The organism is Nonomuraea sp. NPDC049028 (assembly GCF_043197735.1).
GTDB lineage: Bacteria > Actinomycetota > Actinomycetes > Streptosporangiales > Streptosporangiaceae > Nonomuraea.
In genome coordinates this window covers 332,861-348,920 of record NZ_JBICTR010000011.1, presented here as the reverse complement: position 1 = coordinate 348,920, position 16,060 = coordinate 332,861, and the positions used below count along the sequence as shown (strand labels likewise).

General features: G+C 67.7%; 15 protein-coding genes. 10 read left to right on the top strand and 5 right to left on the bottom strand.

Annotation, left to right across the window (positions count from 1 at the left end; all coding sequences use genetic code 11):
- Positions 1–45 precede the first annotated feature (45 nt).
- The 6 genes from ACGFJ2_RS40580 (at position 46) to ACGFJ2_RS40555 (ending at position 5,213) form a co-directional block, all read left to right on the top strand.
- Positions 46–1,254, top strand: coding sequence for a PspC domain-containing protein (locus ACGFJ2_RS40580; RefSeq protein ID WP_357948497.1), 1,209 nt, complete (start codon positions 46–48; stop codon positions 1,252–1,254).
- Entirely contained in the window at positions 1,251–1,883 is a 633-nt protein-coding gene (locus ACGFJ2_RS40575) for a response regulator transcription factor (RefSeq protein WP_225293703.1), read from the top strand. Before ACGFJ2_RS40580 ends, ACGFJ2_RS40575 begins: the two co-directional genes overlap by 4 nt.
- A 173-nt stretch (positions 1,884–2,056) precedes the next feature.
- Positions 2,057–3,457 (top strand): glutamate--cysteine ligase, encoded by a 1,401-nt coding sequence (locus ACGFJ2_RS40570; protein WP_357948500.1) that lies wholly within the window; start codon positions 2,057–2,059, stop codon positions 3,455–3,457.
- On the top strand, positions 3,454–4,098 hold the full coding sequence (locus ACGFJ2_RS40565) for a neutral zinc metallopeptidase (protein WP_393477618.1): 645 nt from the start codon (positions 3,454–3,456) through the stop codon (positions 4,096–4,098). Before ACGFJ2_RS40570 ends, ACGFJ2_RS40565 begins: the two co-directional genes overlap by 4 nt.
- A gap of 108 nt (positions 4,099–4,206) precedes the next feature.
- Positions 4,207–4,464 (top strand): WhiB family transcriptional regulator, encoded by a 258-nt coding sequence (locus ACGFJ2_RS40560; protein WP_393477616.1) that lies wholly within the window; start codon positions 4,207–4,209, stop codon positions 4,462–4,464.
- A 53-nt stretch (positions 4,465–4,517) separates the two neighbouring features.
- Complete coding sequence (locus tag ACGFJ2_RS40555; RefSeq protein ID WP_357948508.1) at positions 4,518–5,213, top strand: CPBP family intramembrane glutamic endopeptidase; 696 nt, start codon at positions 4,518–4,520, stop codon at positions 5,211–5,213.
- A 42-nt stretch (positions 5,214–5,255) separates the two neighbouring features.
- On the opposite strand, the gene ACGFJ2_RS40550 is transcribed toward ACGFJ2_RS40555, so the two are convergent.
- Positions 5,256–5,975: a PIG-L deacetylase family protein gene (locus tag ACGFJ2_RS40550; RefSeq protein ID WP_358179601.1), complete on the bottom strand. Its 720-nt coding sequence runs from the start codon at positions 5,973–5,975 to the stop codon at positions 5,256–5,258.
- 276 nt (positions 5,976–6,251) lie between these two features.
- On the opposite strand from ACGFJ2_RS40550, the gene pcrA reads away from it, so the two are divergent.
- On the top strand, positions 6,252–8,471 hold the full coding sequence (gene pcrA / locus ACGFJ2_RS40545) for a DNA helicase PcrA (protein WP_393477863.1): 2,220 nt from the start codon (positions 6,252–6,254) through the stop codon (positions 8,469–8,471).
- Between the two features lie 126 nt (positions 8,472–8,597).
- Here pcrA and ACGFJ2_RS40540 read toward each other — a convergent pair whose 3' ends face one another.
- Positions 8,598–9,608 (bottom strand): L,D-transpeptidase, encoded by a 1,011-nt coding sequence (locus tag ACGFJ2_RS40540; RefSeq protein WP_357948514.1) that lies wholly within the window; start codon positions 9,606–9,608, stop codon positions 8,598–8,600.
- Positions 9,609–9,745: 137 nt separating this feature from the next.
- The gene (locus tag ACGFJ2_RS40535; protein ID WP_393477612.1) at positions 9,746–10,519 is read right to left on the bottom strand and encodes a hypothetical protein; all 774 of its coding nucleotides are present in this window, start codon (positions 10,517–10,519) and stop codon (positions 9,746–9,748) included.
- Positions 10,520–10,640: 121 nt separating this feature from the next.
- Between ACGFJ2_RS40535 and galE the strand changes: the two genes are divergently transcribed.
- Complete coding sequence (gene galE, locus ACGFJ2_RS40530) at positions 10,641–11,627, top strand: UDP-glucose 4-epimerase GalE (protein ID WP_357948520.1); 987 nt, start codon at positions 10,641–10,643, stop codon at positions 11,625–11,627.
- 164 nt (positions 11,628–11,791) lie between these two features.
- Here galE and ACGFJ2_RS40525 read toward each other — a convergent pair whose 3' ends face one another.
- Together ACGFJ2_RS40525 and ACGFJ2_RS40520 are read right to left on the bottom strand one after the other, a co-directional pair.
- A complete protein-coding gene (locus tag ACGFJ2_RS40525) occupies positions 11,792–12,667 on the bottom strand; it encodes a hypothetical protein (RefSeq protein WP_358179609.1) in 876 nt (291 codons plus the stop codon).
- Between the two features lie 158 nt (positions 12,668–12,825).
- Complete coding sequence (locus ACGFJ2_RS40520; protein ID WP_393477609.1) at positions 12,826–13,728, bottom strand: hypothetical protein; 903 nt, start codon at positions 13,726–13,728, stop codon at positions 12,826–12,828.
- 221 nt (positions 13,729–13,949) lie between these two features.
- On the opposite strand from ACGFJ2_RS40520, the gene sucC reads away from it, so the two are divergent.
- Positions 13,950–15,131, top strand: coding sequence for an ADP-forming succinate--CoA ligase subunit beta (sucC, locus tag ACGFJ2_RS40515; RefSeq protein ID WP_357948528.1), 1,182 nt, complete (start codon positions 13,950–13,952; stop codon positions 15,129–15,131).
- A gap of 1 nt (position 15,132) precedes the next feature.
- Entirely contained in the window at positions 15,133–16,008 is an 876-nt protein-coding gene (sucD, locus tag ACGFJ2_RS40510) for a succinate--CoA ligase subunit alpha (protein ID WP_219531323.1), read from the top strand.
- Positions 16,009–16,060: the final 52 nt, after the last annotated feature.

Here is a 16,060-nt window from a genome sequence, read left to right as displayed (position 1 = left end):
TCCCTGATGTCCCTAACGCGGCCTTCATGTGACGATGGCGATGTTATGGCTGACCAGAAGACTCTTGCCCAAGCCGGTGGCGACGCGCCCTACCGCCGGATGATGCGCCCCATGGAGGGCCGGCTGCTCGGTGGCGTGGCACAAGGGCTCGCGGCTCAGCTGAAGCTCGATCCCGTGGTGATCAGGCTGATGTTCGTACTGCTCAGCGTGGTCGGCGGGGTCGGCGGGGTGGCGTACGCGGTGCTCTGGATGATCACGCCTCGCGTGCCGTACGAAGGGCAGCCGCCGCAGCGCGACTGGAGCCAGCTCGCGGCGTTCAGCGCGATCGGCGTGGCGCTGTTCGCGTTCGGCTGGCTGACCGGCGCCTCCAAGGGGGGCATCGCCATCCTGCCGTTCGCCGTGGGCGGCATCGGCGCGCTCATCCTGTGGCAGCAGGCCGATCCCGAACGCCGCCGCAACTGGGTGAGCGGGGCGACGAACAGCATCAGGAAGAACCGGGTCCGCACGCTGCTCGGCATCGCGCTCGTCGTCATCGGTGCGGCGGGCTTCCTGGCCGCTCAGGGGGAGCTGTCCAAGGCCAAGCCCGGCCTGCTGTTCACCGTGGTGGTGGTCGGCGGGCTGGCGGTCATCGCCGCGCCCTGGCTCGCGGGCCTGTGGAAGGAACTCCAGCTGGAGCGGCGCGAGCGCATCAGGTCGGAGGAGCGGGCCGAGGTCGCGGCGATGGTGCACGACTCGGTCCTGCACACGCTCACGCTGATCCAGCGCGTCGCGCACGACCCCCGCGAGGTCACCAGGCTGGCCCGCGCACAGGAGCGCGACCTGCGCAACTGGCTCTACCAGCCCGCCCAGGACGCCGACGCGACGCTCGCCGCGGCCGTACGCAGGATCGCCGCGGAAGAGGAGGACGCGCACGGCGTACCGATCGAGGTAGTCTGCGTGGGCGACATCGAGCTCGACTCGGCCGGCAAGCTCGGCGCCATGCTGAAGGCGTCGAGGCAGTCGATGGTCAACGCCGCCAAGTACTCCGGCAGTCCCTCCATTTCCGTCTATGCCGAGGTAGAGGGCGAAGAAGTCACGATTTTCGTGAAGGATCGTGGCAAGGGATTCGACCTCAACGCGGTGCCTCTCGACAGAATGGGGATCAGGGAGTCCATCATCGGGAGAATGGAGCGTCACGGCGGCGCCGCCAGGGTGCGCACCGAGCCCGGTGAGGGCACGGAAGTGATGTTGACGATGAAGGTGGAGAGGCAATGACCAGGGTGCTGATCGTCGACGATCACCGGCTGTTCCGTTCCGGCGTACGGGCCGAGCTGGGCGACTCGATCCAGGTCGTCGGGGAGGCCGAGGACGTCGAGACGGCGGTCAAGGCGATCGCCGAGCTCGCTCCCGACGTGGTCCTGCTCGACGTGCACATGCCCGGCGGCGGCGGGCAGGAGGTCCTGCGCAGGGTGCTCGGCGCCGGGTCGCAGGTACGCTTCCTGGCGCTGTCGGTGTCCGACGCGGCCGAGGACGTGATCGGCGTGATCCGCGGCGGCGCCCGCGGCTACGTGACCAAGAACATCAGCGGCACCGAGCTGACCGACGCCATCCGCCGGGTGGCCGACGGCGACGCGGTCTTCTCGCCGCGGCTGGCCGGGTTCGTGCTCGACGCGTTCGCCTCGTCGGAGGCGCCGTCGATCGACCCCGAGCTCGACTCGCTGACACAGCGCGAGCGCGAGGTGCTGCGGCTGATCGCCCGCGGCTATGCCTACAAGGAGATCGCCAAGGAACTGTTCATCTCGGTCAAGACGGTCGAGACGCACGTGTCGTCGGTGCTGCGCAAGCTCCAGCTGTCGAACCGGCACGAACTGTCCCGCTGGGCCACGGCCCGACGTCTGGTCTAGCTTTTGGGCGAGCATCTGATCTAGCGGTTTTCTGGGCCAAAGGCGGCGTGTGTCGGTTTTGGCGGGCGGACATGCTGGCTTAGTTGGCTCTGGCATGCGACATTTCCAGAATGGGCAGGGACGTGCCGGTCGTCGTGTTCAGTCGGGACGATCGTCGGAAATATCGGGAAAAAGTGCGACGATGCCTGGACGTCTTCGCCCAGATGCTCCGCGAGGCTCGCTTCGAGGTCGACCGGCCCCTCGCCGGGCTGGAGATCGAGCTCAACATCGTGGACGCCGCGGGCGAGGCGGCCATGCGCAACGCCGAGGTGCTCGCCGCGATCGCGCAGCCCGACTGGGCCACCGAGCTGGGCCAGTTCAACATCGAGATCAACATCGAGCCTCAGGAACTGGGCGCCGACGGGTTGCTCAGGCTGGAGAACGACGTCAGGGCCCGGCTCAACCACGCCGAGGAGCGCGCCCAGTCCGAGGGCGGCCACCTGGTCCTGATCGGCATCCTGCCCACGCTGCGCGAGCAGGACATCGGCGAGGGCACGCTGTCGGCCAACCCGCGCTACCGGCTGCTCAACGAGCAGATCTTCGCCGCCCGTGGTGAGGACCTGCACCTGTCGATCGAGGCCATAGAACGCCTCGACACCCACGCCGACAGCGTCGCGCCCGAGGCCGCCTGCACCAGCGTGCAGCTCCACCTGCAGGTCAGCCCGGAGCAGTTCGCCGCGCACTGGAACGCCGCCCAGGCCATCGCCGGGGCGCAGGTGGCCGTCGCCGCCAACTCGCCGTACCTGTTCGGCAAGGAGTTGCACCGCGAGACCAGGATCACGCTGTTCGAGCAGGCCACGGACACCCGTCCCGCCGAGCTGAAGGCTCAGGGCGTACGGCCGCGCGTCTGGTTCGGCGAGCGGTGGATCACCAGCGTGTTCGACCTGTTCGAGGAGAACGTCTCGTACTACCCGGCCCTGCTGCCGCTCTGCGAGGAGGAGGACCCGCGAGCCGTGCTGGAGCAGGGCCGCATCCCGGAACTGCACGAGATGACCCTGCACAACGGCACGATCTACCGGTGGAACCGGCCGGTGTACGCGGTGGCCGGTGGCGCCCCGCACCTGCGGGTGGAGAACCGGGTGCTGCCCGCCGGGCCGTCCGTGGTCGACATCGTGGCCAACGCGGCCTTCTACTACGGGCTGATGGCCGTACTCCCGCATGCCGAGCGGCCGATCTGGAGCCAGATGTCGTTCGCCGCCGCCGAGGACAACCTGAACAGCGCGGCCCGGCACGGCCTCGACGCGCGTCTCTACTGGCCGGGGCTGGGAGAGGTGCCCGCGGGCGAGCTGATCCTGCGCCGCCTGCTCCCGCTGGCCCACGAGGGGCTCGACAAGTGGGGCGTGGACCGGCGCGTGGCCGACCGGCTGCTCGGGGTCATCGAGGGCCGGTGTCTGTCGGGTCGTACCGGAGCGACCTGGCAGGTGGAACGGGTACAGGCGCACGGCGGCGACCGGCACGAGGCGCTGCGGGCGATGACGCTTGAGTACATAGAGCGGATGCACGGCAACGAGCCGGTGCACACTTGGGACGTGTGACGCCTTTGAGAAGAGCCCTGGCCCTCGTCCTGGTGTTACTCCTGGCCGCGTGCGGGCTGTCCCGGCCCGCTTCCATGGACGCGTCAGGGGCCGACACGTTCGAGGGTGACGTACGGACGGCGCGCGAGCTGACGGAGGCGTTCTGGAAGCAGCAGTTCAGCGCCCTCGGCCGTACTTACCGCCCTATTGCCGACTTCGTACCCTATTCCGGGAAATCTGGGCCCAACTGCGGCGGCCAGCCCGCCGTCCCGAACAATGCCTTCTACTGCCCTGACGGGCATTTCATTGCCTATGACCAGGACTGGATGGAGTCGCTCTGGAGCGAGATGGGGGACGGCTCGGTCTACCTGATCATCCCCCACGAGTTCGGGCATTCGGTGCAGGCCCAGCTGCGGTCCGGCTTCGACCTGAACGTACAGGCGGAGCTGCAGGCCGACTGCTACGCGGGCGGCACGCTGTCGTCGCTCGTCAGCTCGGGCGCGCTGCGGGCGGAGCCGGGGGACGAGAACGAGCTGATCCTGAACCTGGAGGCGGCGGGCGACCCCACGGACGACTGGCTCAACCCCAGTGCCCACGGCACGGCCCAGCAACGCCAGCAGTCCTTCGCCAACGGCCTCAACGGCGGAGTGGGCGCCTGCTGATCTTTTGTCGGGTTCGTGGCGGGTGGGGCGAGGGCCTGCTGGGGATGTACTCGCGTGTCAACCCAAAGGATGATGCGGCCGATCATGAGGTCGGCATACCGTTGCCCCATGCCATTGGGAGAGATCGGCTGGCTGCGCGGGGGTGCCTGCAGATCCAGTGATCCTGAGCTGTTCTTCCCGCTCGCGCCCTCCGCCGACCAGGAGGCGCGCGCCAAGGCGGTCTGCGCCACCTGCCAGGTCCTGACCGAGTGCCGCTCCTACGCGCTGACGGCAGGGGAATCGGACGGCATCTGGGGCGGCCTGACCCCGGAGGAGCGCCGACGCTCCCGCTTCCCCTCCGGCTGGCGCAGCCCAGCCGCCAGTTAGCGTCGAGCGGTGCGGCCAGTCCGTGGTGGACGAGGGCGACGTAGTCTGCGGGAGTGCTGCTTCGCTCGATCGCCGTGCTGGCCGCGGCCAACGTCCTCAACAACCGGGTGGCGCCCCGCCTCGCCCCCCTGACCTCCGTCGCCGCGACGGCCGCCCTGGTGGCGATGGCGCGACGGTCCGGGGTGTCATGGCAGGAGCTCGGGTTCGAGCACGGGCCAAGGGGCGCGGCGATCGGCGGCGCTCTGGCGGCGGGTGTCGCCGCCGTCTACACGGCCGGGGTCGCGATGCCACGCACCCGGCCGCTGTTCCAGGACGACCGCGCCCTGTCGCTGTCGCGCGCACGTGTCCTGGAGGAGGCGCTGGTGCAGGTCCCTCTGGGCACGGTTCTGCTGGAGGAGATGGGTTTCCGCGGCGCCCTGTACGGCACGCTTCGCCGTACCCACGGGACCGTCGCGGCGACGGCGGCGTCATCAGCCCTGTTCGGGCTGTGGCACATCCTCCCGGCCATCGACATGTCCCGCGCCAACCCGGCACTCGGCGCCCTGGCGGCCGGTGAGACCCCTGGCCGTCTGGACACGGCCCGCGTGGTGGCGGGCAGTGTGGTGTCGACGGCCGCCGCGGGCGTCCTGTTCTGCGAACTACGCCGCCAAGGCGGCTTGACGGCCCCGACCATGCTGCACCTGGCGACCAACTCCCTCGGCTACCTCTTCGCCCGAATCGCCGGAAAGCACCCCGCGCCCACCAAATGAGAAGACCCCGACCTGCCTCAGAGGGACGCTCCAGAGGGTGGGTCAGGCGGTTGTGACGGTTTGGAAGCCCTCCGCGTAGTGGCCTTCGCCGAAGCCGGCCTGTTCGGCCCATGCGGCGAAGCGGCTCTTCACGAAGTCGGCGAAGCCCTCGACGTGTCCCACCTGGCTGACGTGCGACTGCAGCGCCGCCAGCTTGCGGTCGATCGCCTCCGTGATATCCGTCCAATGGTTGGGGGTGGAGCCGCCCATGAGCCAGACCTCGCGGACCGTCCAGGCGTCCAGGCCCTCGTCCTTGACCAGCTCGGGGAAGGCGTACGGGTTGCGGGCGTCGGGGTAGACGGCGTCGAGGGTGGAGCCGCCCACCGCGCGGTGGTCGGGGTGGCTCGGGGCGATGAACTGGTAGTTGCGGTCGGGGTGATGGGTGATCACCAGGTCGGGACGTACCTGGCGGATGACCCTGGCGATGTCCTTGCGCAGCGCCAGCGACGGCACCACCGTGCCGTCCGCGTGGCCGAGGAAGCGGACGTCCGTGACGCCCACCGCCTTGGCGGCGGCCGTCTGCTCGGCTCTGCGCAGTTCGGCCATGCCGGTGTTGTCGAGCGTACGTTCGTTGCCGCCCGCGTCGCCGTCCGTGACCAGCAGGTAGGTGACCTCGACCCCCCGATCACCGAAGAGGGCGACCGTGCCCGCGGCGCCGAAGTCGGCGTCGTCGGGGTGGGCGGTCACGACGAGTACCCGGTTGATCTCGTTGTCGGCGAGCATCTTCTCCCTTTCGGATCGTTCTTTGACGACAACCAGCGGTTCACGGCCGACATTCCAGGCTGCTGGATCCGTCGCCACGGGTTTGGGGCCGGGGTTCCAGGCGGCCGGTGGGAAGGGGGTTTCGGAGGGCGGGGGCTGATGGGTGGGTTCGTGGTTCCAGGGGTTCGGAGTGGATTGTCGGTTTTTGGGGGTGGGATTCCAGGCGTCGAGGCGCCGTTTGTCGGTGGAGAGTCTTAACCTGGGTGCGTGCCGACCCAAGTCTCTGTTGACCACCCCTTGCTCGATGGCCTCAACCCGCAACAGCGGGAGGCCGTGATCCATCACGGCGGTCCGCTGCTGATCGTGGCGGGGGCGGGATCAGGAAAGACGCGGGTGCTCACCCATCGCATCGCCTACCTGCTCGGTGAGCGGCAGGTGCATCCGGGCGAGATCCTGGCCATCACCTTCACCAACAAGGCCGCGCGCGAGATGAAGGAGCGCATCGACCGGCTCGTCGGGCCCAGGTCAAAGGCGATGTGGGTGATGACGTTCCACAGCGCCTGCATGCGCATCCTGCGCCGCGAGGCCAAGCGGCTCGGGTTCCCCTCCAGTTTCTCCATCTACGACCAGGCCGACTCGCAGCGGCTGATGGCGATGGTGTGCAGGGAGATGGACCTCGACCCCAAGCGCTACCCGCCGCGGTCGTTCTCGGCCCAGGTGAGCAACTTCAAGAACGAGCTGGTCGACTACGAGACCGCGCTCGACAAGGCGGGCTCCCACCTGGAGAAGGTGCTCGCCGAGGCCTACAAGAGCTATCAGCGCAAGCTCACCGAGGCCGGCGCGATGGACTTCGACGACATCATCATGAACACGGTGACGCTGTTCCAGCTCTTCCCGGAGGTGGCCGAGCACTACCGGATGCGGTTCAGGCACGTGCTCGTCGACGAATACCAGGACACCAACCACGCCCAATACATCCTGATCAGGGAGCTGGTGGGCCGCCCCGACCTGCACACGGCCGACGGCGAGCTGGTCCGTTCTGGTGCCGACCAGTCGGAGCTGTGCGTGGTCGGTGACGCCGACCAGTCGATCTACGCCTTCCGCGGCGCGACGATCCGCAACATCCTGGAGTTCGAGCGCGACTACCCCGACGCGCGCACCATCCTGCTGGAGCAGAACTACCGCTCCACCCAGAACATCCTGGCCGCCGCCAACGCCGTCATCGCCCGCAATGAGTCGCGCAAGCCCAAGAACCTCTGGTCCGACCAGGGCGACGGTCCCAAGATCGTCGGTTACGTGGCCGACAACGAGCACGACGAGGCCATGTTCGTGGCCCAGGAGGTCGATCGGCTCAGCGACGAGGAGGGCGTCAAGGCCGGCGACGTCGCGGTCTTCTACCGCACCAACGCGGCCTCCCGGGTGTTCGAGGAGATCTTCATCCGCACCGGCCTGCCCTACAAGGTGGTCGGGGGCGTGCGCTTCTACGAGCGCAAGGAGGTCAAGGACCTGCTGGCCTACCTGCGCGTGCTGGCCAACCCCGCCGACGTGGTGTCCATGCGGCGCATCCTCAACGTGCCCAAGCGCGGCATCGGCGACCGGGCCGAGGCGATGCTCGAGGCGCTCTCCTCGCGCGAGCGCATCTCCTTCTGGGACGCGCTGCGCAGGGCCGACGAGGCGTACGGCATGGCGACGCGCTCGCTCAACGCGGTGCGCGAGTTCGTCGCGATGATCGAGGGGATGATCGGCAAGGCCGAGGGCATGCCGCCGTCGGCGCTCGCGGAGGAGGTCCTGGTCGCCACCGGCTACCGCGCCGAGCTGGAGGCTTCGGAGGATCCGCAGGACGAGTCCCGGCTGGAAAACCTCAACGAGCTCATCTCGGTGGCCTCGGAGTTCGAGGAGGCCAATCCCGAGGGCACGCTGGTGGAGTTCCTGGAGCAGGTGTCGCTGGTGGCCGATGCCGACCAGATCCCTGAAGCCGACGGCGGGCAGGGCGTGGTCACGCTGATGACCCTGCACACCGCCAAGGGGCTGGAGTTCCCGGTCGTCTTCCTGACGGCGATGGAGGACGGCGTCTTCCCGCACATCCGCTCGCTGGGCGAGCCGAAGGAGCTGGAGGAGGAGCGCCGGCTGGCCTACGTGGGGATCACCAGGGCCCAGAAGCGCCTCTACATCACGCGGGCCGCCGTACGCAGCTCGTGGGGCTCGCCGTCCTTCAACCCGGCCTCGCGGTTCGTCAACGAGGTGCCGGTGCAGCTGCTCGACTGGCGTACCCCGCCGGAGAAGTCGGCCTGGAGCGCGGCGACCCGGCGCGAGCCCGCGCAGGCGGCGGCGCCGAAGAAGGGCGCCCGCACGGTGCCCACGCTGGCACCGGGCGATCGGGTGACGCACGACGCGTTCGGGCTGGGCACCGTCGTGTCCGTGGACGGGGTGGCGGAGAAGACCAAGGTCAAGATCGACTTCGGGAGCGGAGGCGAGAAGACGCTGCTCCTCGCCTACGCTCCGCTGGAAAAGCTCTGACCCCAAAAGGTCTGACCGGCCGCATCAGGATCTGACCGGCCGCGCTCACCTGTCGGAAGCCTTCCACCTGCCGGAAGACTTGCTGGAAGGCTCCGACCCGCCGGGAAGCTCCGGCCCGTGGGGTGCTCAGCTCTTCTGCTGGGCGTCCTTCGGGAGGGCGCTGCCCTTCTTCCACTCGGTCCAGTTGAGCTGCCAGAAGCTCCACCCGTTGCGCCAGTCGAGCTTGCGCTTGGTGCCGGTGATCTTGACGACGTCACCGCGCTGGGCGATGCCGTAGAACCACTTGGCACCCGCCGGAGTGGCACGGACGCAGCCGTGGCTCTGGTTGGACCGGCCCAGATACTGGTAGTAGCCCGCGCTCTGGTGCACGTACTCGCCGCTGTCGGAGATGCGTACCGCCCACGGGATCTCCTCCTTGTAGTACTGAGGGTCCTTGGGGTCGGTGACGCCCATCCACGCCGAGGTCATGGTCTCCAGCGGCTTCTTGTTCATCGTGAGGTGGGTGCCGCTGGTGGTCAGGTAGACGTCCACGCCGTTCTTGACCATGCCGCCGCGGCCCGCGCTGATCGGGATCGACTTGACCAGCTTGCCGTCGCGCCTGACCTTCATCACGTGGCTACGGGTGTTGACCACCGAGATGTTGGAGTACCCGACGGCGAAGCGGCGGCTGACATCCTTGGCGGCCTCGTTGCCGGGAATCTGGCTCAGGCGGGCGTTGAGCTGAACCTTCTGGTGCGGCCGCCAGTACGTCTTGGTGCGGTAGACGACCTTGCGGTCGGTCACCCAGCGCCAGGCGCCGTCGACCGGCCGGTCCGCCTGCACCTGCAGGACGGTCTCGGCCGCCGCCCTGTCGGTCACCTTGCGGTCGAACGTCACGATGATGGGGAAGCCGACGCCGACCTTCTCCTTGGCTTCACCTTCGGGAGTGATGTCGGCGATCTCCAGCTTGGCCTTCTTCGCCGCGACCTTCTGTACCGGGCTCTTCGGTACGGCCTTCCGTGGCACGGCGGCGCCGGCCGCGTGAACCGGGGTGGCGGCGGCGACCTGAGCCACCGGGGCAGGCGTTCCTTCCGTGCTACAGGCCGCCACCGTGGTGATCAGGGCGGCCAGAGCCAGCATCCGGGGGAGGGGATTCAAGGGTTACTCCAGGACTATGTCTACGCATCAGGCGTCTCATAAGTGAGACAACCAAAAGACGCCATACGTGGACGCCTGGCGATAACGATCACGTAACGCCTCTCGGGGTCCTGGTTTACGGCCCCGGCGCGCCTGACTCAGTCGTTGAGCTTGGTGGTGACCTTGCTCGCGGGCGGCGACTTGATCGAGACCTTGGTGCCCCAGCCGGTGTAGTGGGTCTCGGTCGTGACCGCCTTGTCCTCCCACCAGGAGATGTCCAGGAAGTCCGTGGCCTGCCACGTGGTGGTCAACTGGCTGGGGAGCCCCTTGGCGTCGACCTTGAGGGCGTACGTGACGGTGGCCTCGGTGTCGGAGCGCATCGGGATCGAGCTGCTGAACCAGGGGGAGATCTTGAAGAGCTTGCTGAAGGTGATCTGGCCGCGGTAGGTGGATCCGCTGAGCTTGCCGTTCTTCACCAGGGCGGCGAGCGTCGCGGGCTCGGCCGGGCTCACTACCTGGCCGAACCAGCTGCTCATGGTGCTGAGGTTCATTTTGCTGTACGTCTTGAACCAGGTCTTGCCCTTCGGCATGTCCTCGCTCAGGGTGCCGCCCGACACCCACGCGACGTCACCGATCGCGATGGTCCGCTCGGGCGTGGTGTTGTGCCCGTCGTACAACGGACTGGAGAACTTCCCGGTGATGTCCCAGCCGGTGATCCCCTTCTTGCCGAACTGAATGCTGCCGGTGCGCCGGACCAGCGGATCCTTGTTGACGGCGCCGACGAAGGCGCTGGTGTCGGTGAAGCGGACCCCGTGCCCGGCCACGAGCTGCGCTTTTAACGCCGCGACGGGGTTCTTCGGCGCCGCTTGAGCGGGGGCGGACGAGACGAGTACGGCGACGCCGGCCGCGAGTGCGGTGATCATGAGTTTCATGAGGCGCCATCTTGCCGACAAATGATCACGACCGCACCTCATTAGCCGCGCGTAAAGCCACGATCACCCGAGTCGGCGCGAATGACGCCGGGCTCGGCGGAGGACCCAATAGGGTGCCGGGATGCGGGTACTGATTTCGGGTGGGGCGGGGTTCATCGGGAGCACGATCGCGTCGGCGTGCCTGGACGCGGGGATCACGCCGGTGATTCTCGACAACCTGGTCACGGGGCGGCGGGAGTTCGCCGAGGGCCGGACTTTCTACGAGGGCGATATCGCCGACGGGGCGCTGGTCGACAAGATATTCGCCGAGCAGCCCGACATCGAGGCGGTCGTTCATTGCGCCGCGCTGATCGTGGTGCCGGATTCGGTGGCCGATCCGGTCGGCTACTACCGGGCGAATGTCACCAAGAGCCTGGAGTTCGTGGATCACCTGCTGCGCAACGGGTGCGAGCGGATGATTTTCAGCTCCTCGGCGTCGATTTACCGCACGGGGGACGATCATACGGTCGACGAGCGGTCGCCGCTCGACCCGCAGAGCCCCTACGCGCGGACGAAGGCGGTCTGCGAGGCGATGTTCGCCGATATCGCGGCGACCCGGCCGATCAACGTGCTGTCCCTGCGCTATTTCAATCCGATCGGGGCGGATCCCGCGATGCGCACCGGGTTGCAGCTGCGGCGGCCGAGCCACGCGCTGGGCAAGATGATCGGCGCGTACGAGGAAGGCGTGCCGTTCGAGATCACCGGCACCGACTACTCCACACGTGACGGCTCCGGGATCCGCGACTACGTCCACGTCTGGGATCTGGCGGCGGCGCACGTGGCCGCGTTGCAGCGCTTCGACGACCTGTCCGAGGCGGAATCGGTCATCAATCTGGGCACCGGCTCAGGGACGACCGTGCGTGAGCTGGTCGACGCGTTCAACCGGGTGGTGACGCGGCCGGTCGAGGTGGTCGAGACCGAGCGGCGGCCCGGCGACGTGGCGGGCGCCTACACGCGCAGCGACCTCGCGCACCGGCTGCTGGGGTGGCGGCCGCGCTACTCGATCGAGGAAGGGATCAGGCACTCGCTCGAATGGGCCGCCGTACGGGACTCGCGCCTCGCCGAATGAGTGCCCTGCTCATCACCGGCCCCGCGCGCTGCTGAGAGAGAAGCGATCTCGAGTTTCGAGAGCCGGTCTGTCCTACGGTGGAGCCGAGCGCGAGCCCGGCTCCTACGAGAGAGCCGAGCGTGAGCTCGGTTCTCTCGTGGTGAAGCCGTACAGCGGTTCGGTGGTTACTTCGCGATGCTGCTGAGCGGAACCGTCAGCGACGGAATCTCGTCCGTGCTGTCCGTGCCGTCCTTGAGCTCGTCCGTCACCTGGTCGGCCGGCGGCGCGGTGATCTTCACCGCGTTGCCCCAGCCGCTGTACAGGGTCTCGACGCTGAGGGCCGACTCGTCGTCCACGTTCGAGGAGAGCGCGGCCAGCGGCATCGTCGTGACCAGCCGGGAAGGCAGGCCCTTGGCGTCGACGGTGAGCTTCCAGGATAGGGCGATCTTCGACGTCTTCTTGCTGGCGGCGCCGAGCATGAGGTTGCCGCGGAAGGACGGGGAGATCCTGCGCAGCTCACCCACGGTGATCTTGCCCGCGTAGCCGCCCTTGGCCGGCTTGGCGCTCTTGAACAGGGTCTTGAGCGTGGCCGACTCGGTGAGGTTGAGCGGCTGGCCGTAGACGCCGCTCAGGCCGGAGAACGGCACGTTGCGCATCCTGACCCAGGTCTTGTCCGCGGGCAGCAGGTCCACCCAGAGCCCGCCGGACAGGTACGACGTCTTGCCGACCGTGATCGTCCGCTCGGGCCTGGACAGGGCCTTGAGGGTCTTGTCCTCGTCGTCGCCCGATCCCATCATCTTGAGATTGAACTTGCCGGTGATGTCCGACGCGGCGACGCCCGTCTTGCTGAACTGGTACGCCCCCGACCGACGGGTGATGATGCCCCGCATCCGGCCCTGGATGGCGGTGGTGCGCTCGCTGAACTTCACACCCTTGCCGGCGACGAACTGCTTCTTCACCGCGGCGACCGGGTCCTTGGCGGCCGGTGCCGCCTGTGCCGGCCCGGCTGCCAGGAGTGTGGCGGCCGACGCTAAAGCCAGCCCTGTGATGATGCGCTTCATATCAATGCCCTCGTCTCTTGATTTACGGAAGCGGGAGGATCCTGCCAAACGAAGATCACGACGATATCTCAACCGATTGTCTGCAGAGAGGAAAATATGTGGATTTTTCGTGCAGAAGGGCCCCGACACCGTCGGGGCCCCTTTGTGGAAATTTCTGACTATGGGGTGTTTCCATCGTCGTCAGGCGGAACGCTGACGTAGTTCCTGTCGATGGCGGCCAGCGGTTCGGGGGCCTTCTTCGCCAGGTCCTTGATGTCCTCGACCTGGTCGGCAGGAGGCGCGGTCACGTTCACCGCGGTGCCCCACTCGGTGTATCGGCTTTCGGTCGTGGCGTTGAAGGTGATCTTCTTGGTGACCTTCATGGACCACGAGATGGCCAGCCGCTTCACCAGTTTCTGCCCGTCGAGTGTCAGGCGCCAGGAGATCACGGATTTGGCGGGCTTGCCGGTCGGCTTCACCATGATCTGCTCGCGGAACGTCGGCGACAGCTTGTACAGCTCGGCGAAAGTGACCGAGCCGCGATACTGGGCGCCGCTTACCGTCTTCTTCGTGGCCAACAGGTATTTGAGCGTCGCCGGTTCGAAGACGTTGATGAGCTGGTCGCCATAAGCGGCCGAGGACGGGCTGCCGTTCATACCGACCCAGCTCTTGTTCTCGGGTACCAGCGTGCTGTACAGACCGCCGTTGACGTACATGCGCTTGCCCACGCTGACGAGGTAGATCCGCTCGGTGAGCAGCTCGACGGAGTCGGCGATGGAGGTGTCCTTCGCCGCCAGTTTCTTCAGCCGCGCCCGTTCCTCCGGCGTGAGGATCGGAGTACGGGTGTTCTCGGCGCCCGCGATGCCCTTGGCGTCGAAACCGATCACGCCCTGCCTGTCGGCCTGGGTGTAGGACTCATCGCCGACCTTGATGCTGGTCCGCTCGGCGAACTTGACTCCCTGCCCCGCGACGAACTGCTTCTTCAGCGCCGCCACCGGGTCCGCCGGTTTGGCCTGCGCGTACGCGGGAGCGGCCACGGCCAGCGCGGAAACTGCCACCGCGCCGGCGATCCATCGCCTCATAGATGTGGGTGCCCTTCTTCAGATGTCCCGAAATATCGTGCTGAAGTGAGATCACTGTCACATAACGGGATAACTGAGACCCGATGACCTGGTCAGGTCAAGCTTGGGGCTAGGCTTCACTGGCGGAAACGCCCGGCACGCACGCACGGGGTGGCCCGGGCCGTCGAACATTCAGTCGGACAAGCGTCGAACATCAGTCGGATAAGCAAGGACGGACCCTCGTGGACCTGTTCGAACATCAGGCGAAGGAGCTCTTCGCTGACTACGGCATCCCGGTGCCACGCGGCATTGTCGCTCACACCGTGGAGGAGGTACGGGCGGCGGCTGAGCAGCTGACCGGCCGCGTCGTCGTCAAGGCCCAGGTGAAGACCGGAGGCCGTGGCAAGGCCGGTGGCGTGAAGGTGGCCGATGACGCCGCCGACGCCGTTGACAAGGCCACCGCCATTCTGGGCATGGACATCAAGGGCCACACGGTCCACAAGGTGCTCGTGGAGGAGGCCAGCGCGATCGCGGAGGAGTACTACTTCTCCTTCCTGCTCGACCGCGCGAACCGTACCTTCCTCGCGATCTGCTCCGCCGCGGGCGGCATGGAGATCGAAGAGGTCGCGCACACCTCGCCCGACAAGGTGGCCAAGATCCCGGTCTCCGCGCTGGACGGCATCGACCGCGCCAGGGCGCGGGAGATCGCGGCCGCGGGCGGGCTGCCCGAGAAGGCGCTCGACGGCGCCGCCGAGCTCATCGAGAAGCTCTGGTGCGCGTTCGTCGACGAGGACGCCACGCTGGTCGAGGTCAACCCGATGATCCTGTCGGCTGACGGCCAGGTGAAGGCGCTCGACGGCAAGGTCACGCTCGACGACAACGCCGCGTTCCGCCAGCCGGAGCACGAGGCGTACGCCGACAAGAACGCCGAGGACCCCCTCGAGGCCAGGGCCAAGGAGAAGGACCTCAACTACGTCAAGCTCGACGGTGACGTGGGCATCATCGGCAACGGCGCAGGCCTGGTCATGTCGACCCTCGACGTGGTCGCCTACGCCGGCGAGGCGTTCCCCGGCAAGCCGTCGCCCGCCAACTTCCTGGACATCGGCGGCGGCGCCTCTGCCGAGGTCATGGCCGCGGGCCTGGAGATCATCCTCTCCGACCCGAGCGTGAAGTCGATCTTCGTGAACGTCTTCGGCGGCATCACCTCCTGCGACGCGGTGGCCAACGGCATCATCTCGGCCTTCAAGCTGCTGGAGAGCCGCGGCGAAGCGGTGACCCACCCGCTGGTGGTCCGGCTTGACGGCAACAACGCCCTGCTCGGGCGGCAGATCCTGGCCGACGCCGCGCTCCCGCGCGTCGAGCTGGTCGACACGATGGACGACGCGGCCAAGCGGGCCGCCGAGCTCGCTGCGGTAGGTGCGTGACATGGCTATCTGGCTGACCGAGAACAGCAAGATCATCGTTCAGGGCATGACCGGCGGTGAGGGCACCAAGCACACCCGCCGCATGCTCGCCTCCGGCGCCCGCGTGGTCGGTGGCGTCAACGCCCGCAAGGCGGGCACGACGCACGAGGGCCTGCCGGTGTTCGGCACGGTGAAGGAGGCCATGGAGCAGACGGGCGCCGACGTGTCGGTCGCCTTCGTGCCCCCGGCCTTCACCAAGGACGCCGTCAAGGAGGCCATCGACGCGGAGATCCCGCTCTGCGTGGTGATCACCGAGGGCGTGCCGGTCCACGACTCGACCGAGTTCTGGGCGTACGCGATCGCCAAGGGCAACAAGACCCGCATCATTGGTCCCAACTGCCCCGGCATCGCCTCGCCCGGCGCCTCCAACGCCGGCATCATCCCCGCCGACATCACCACGGCCGGTCGCATCGGCCTGGTGTCCAAGTCGGGCACGCTGACGTACCAGCTCATGTACGAGCTGCGCGACTTCGGCTTCTCGACCGCGGTGGGCATCGGCGGTGACCCGGTCATCGGCACGACGCACATCGACGCGCTCCAGGCCTTCCAGGACGACCCGGGCACCGACGCGATCGTGATGATCGGTGAGATCGGCGGCGACGCCGAGGAGCGGGCCGCGGCCTACATCGAGCAGCACGTCACCAAGCCCGTGGTGGCCTACGTCGCGGGCTTCACCGCCCCGGAGGGCAAGACGATGGGCCACGCCGGCGCCATCGTCTCCGGCTCCGCCGGCACCGCGCAGGCGAAGAAGGAGGCCCTCGAAAAGGTGGGCGTCCGTGTCGGCAAGACTCCGTCCGAGACCGCGCGCCTCATGCGTGAGATCATGCAGTCGCGCTGATTTCCGGCTGAAGACCGCCCCGCCCGTTTCGTGGCGGGGCGTCTTTTTTGTG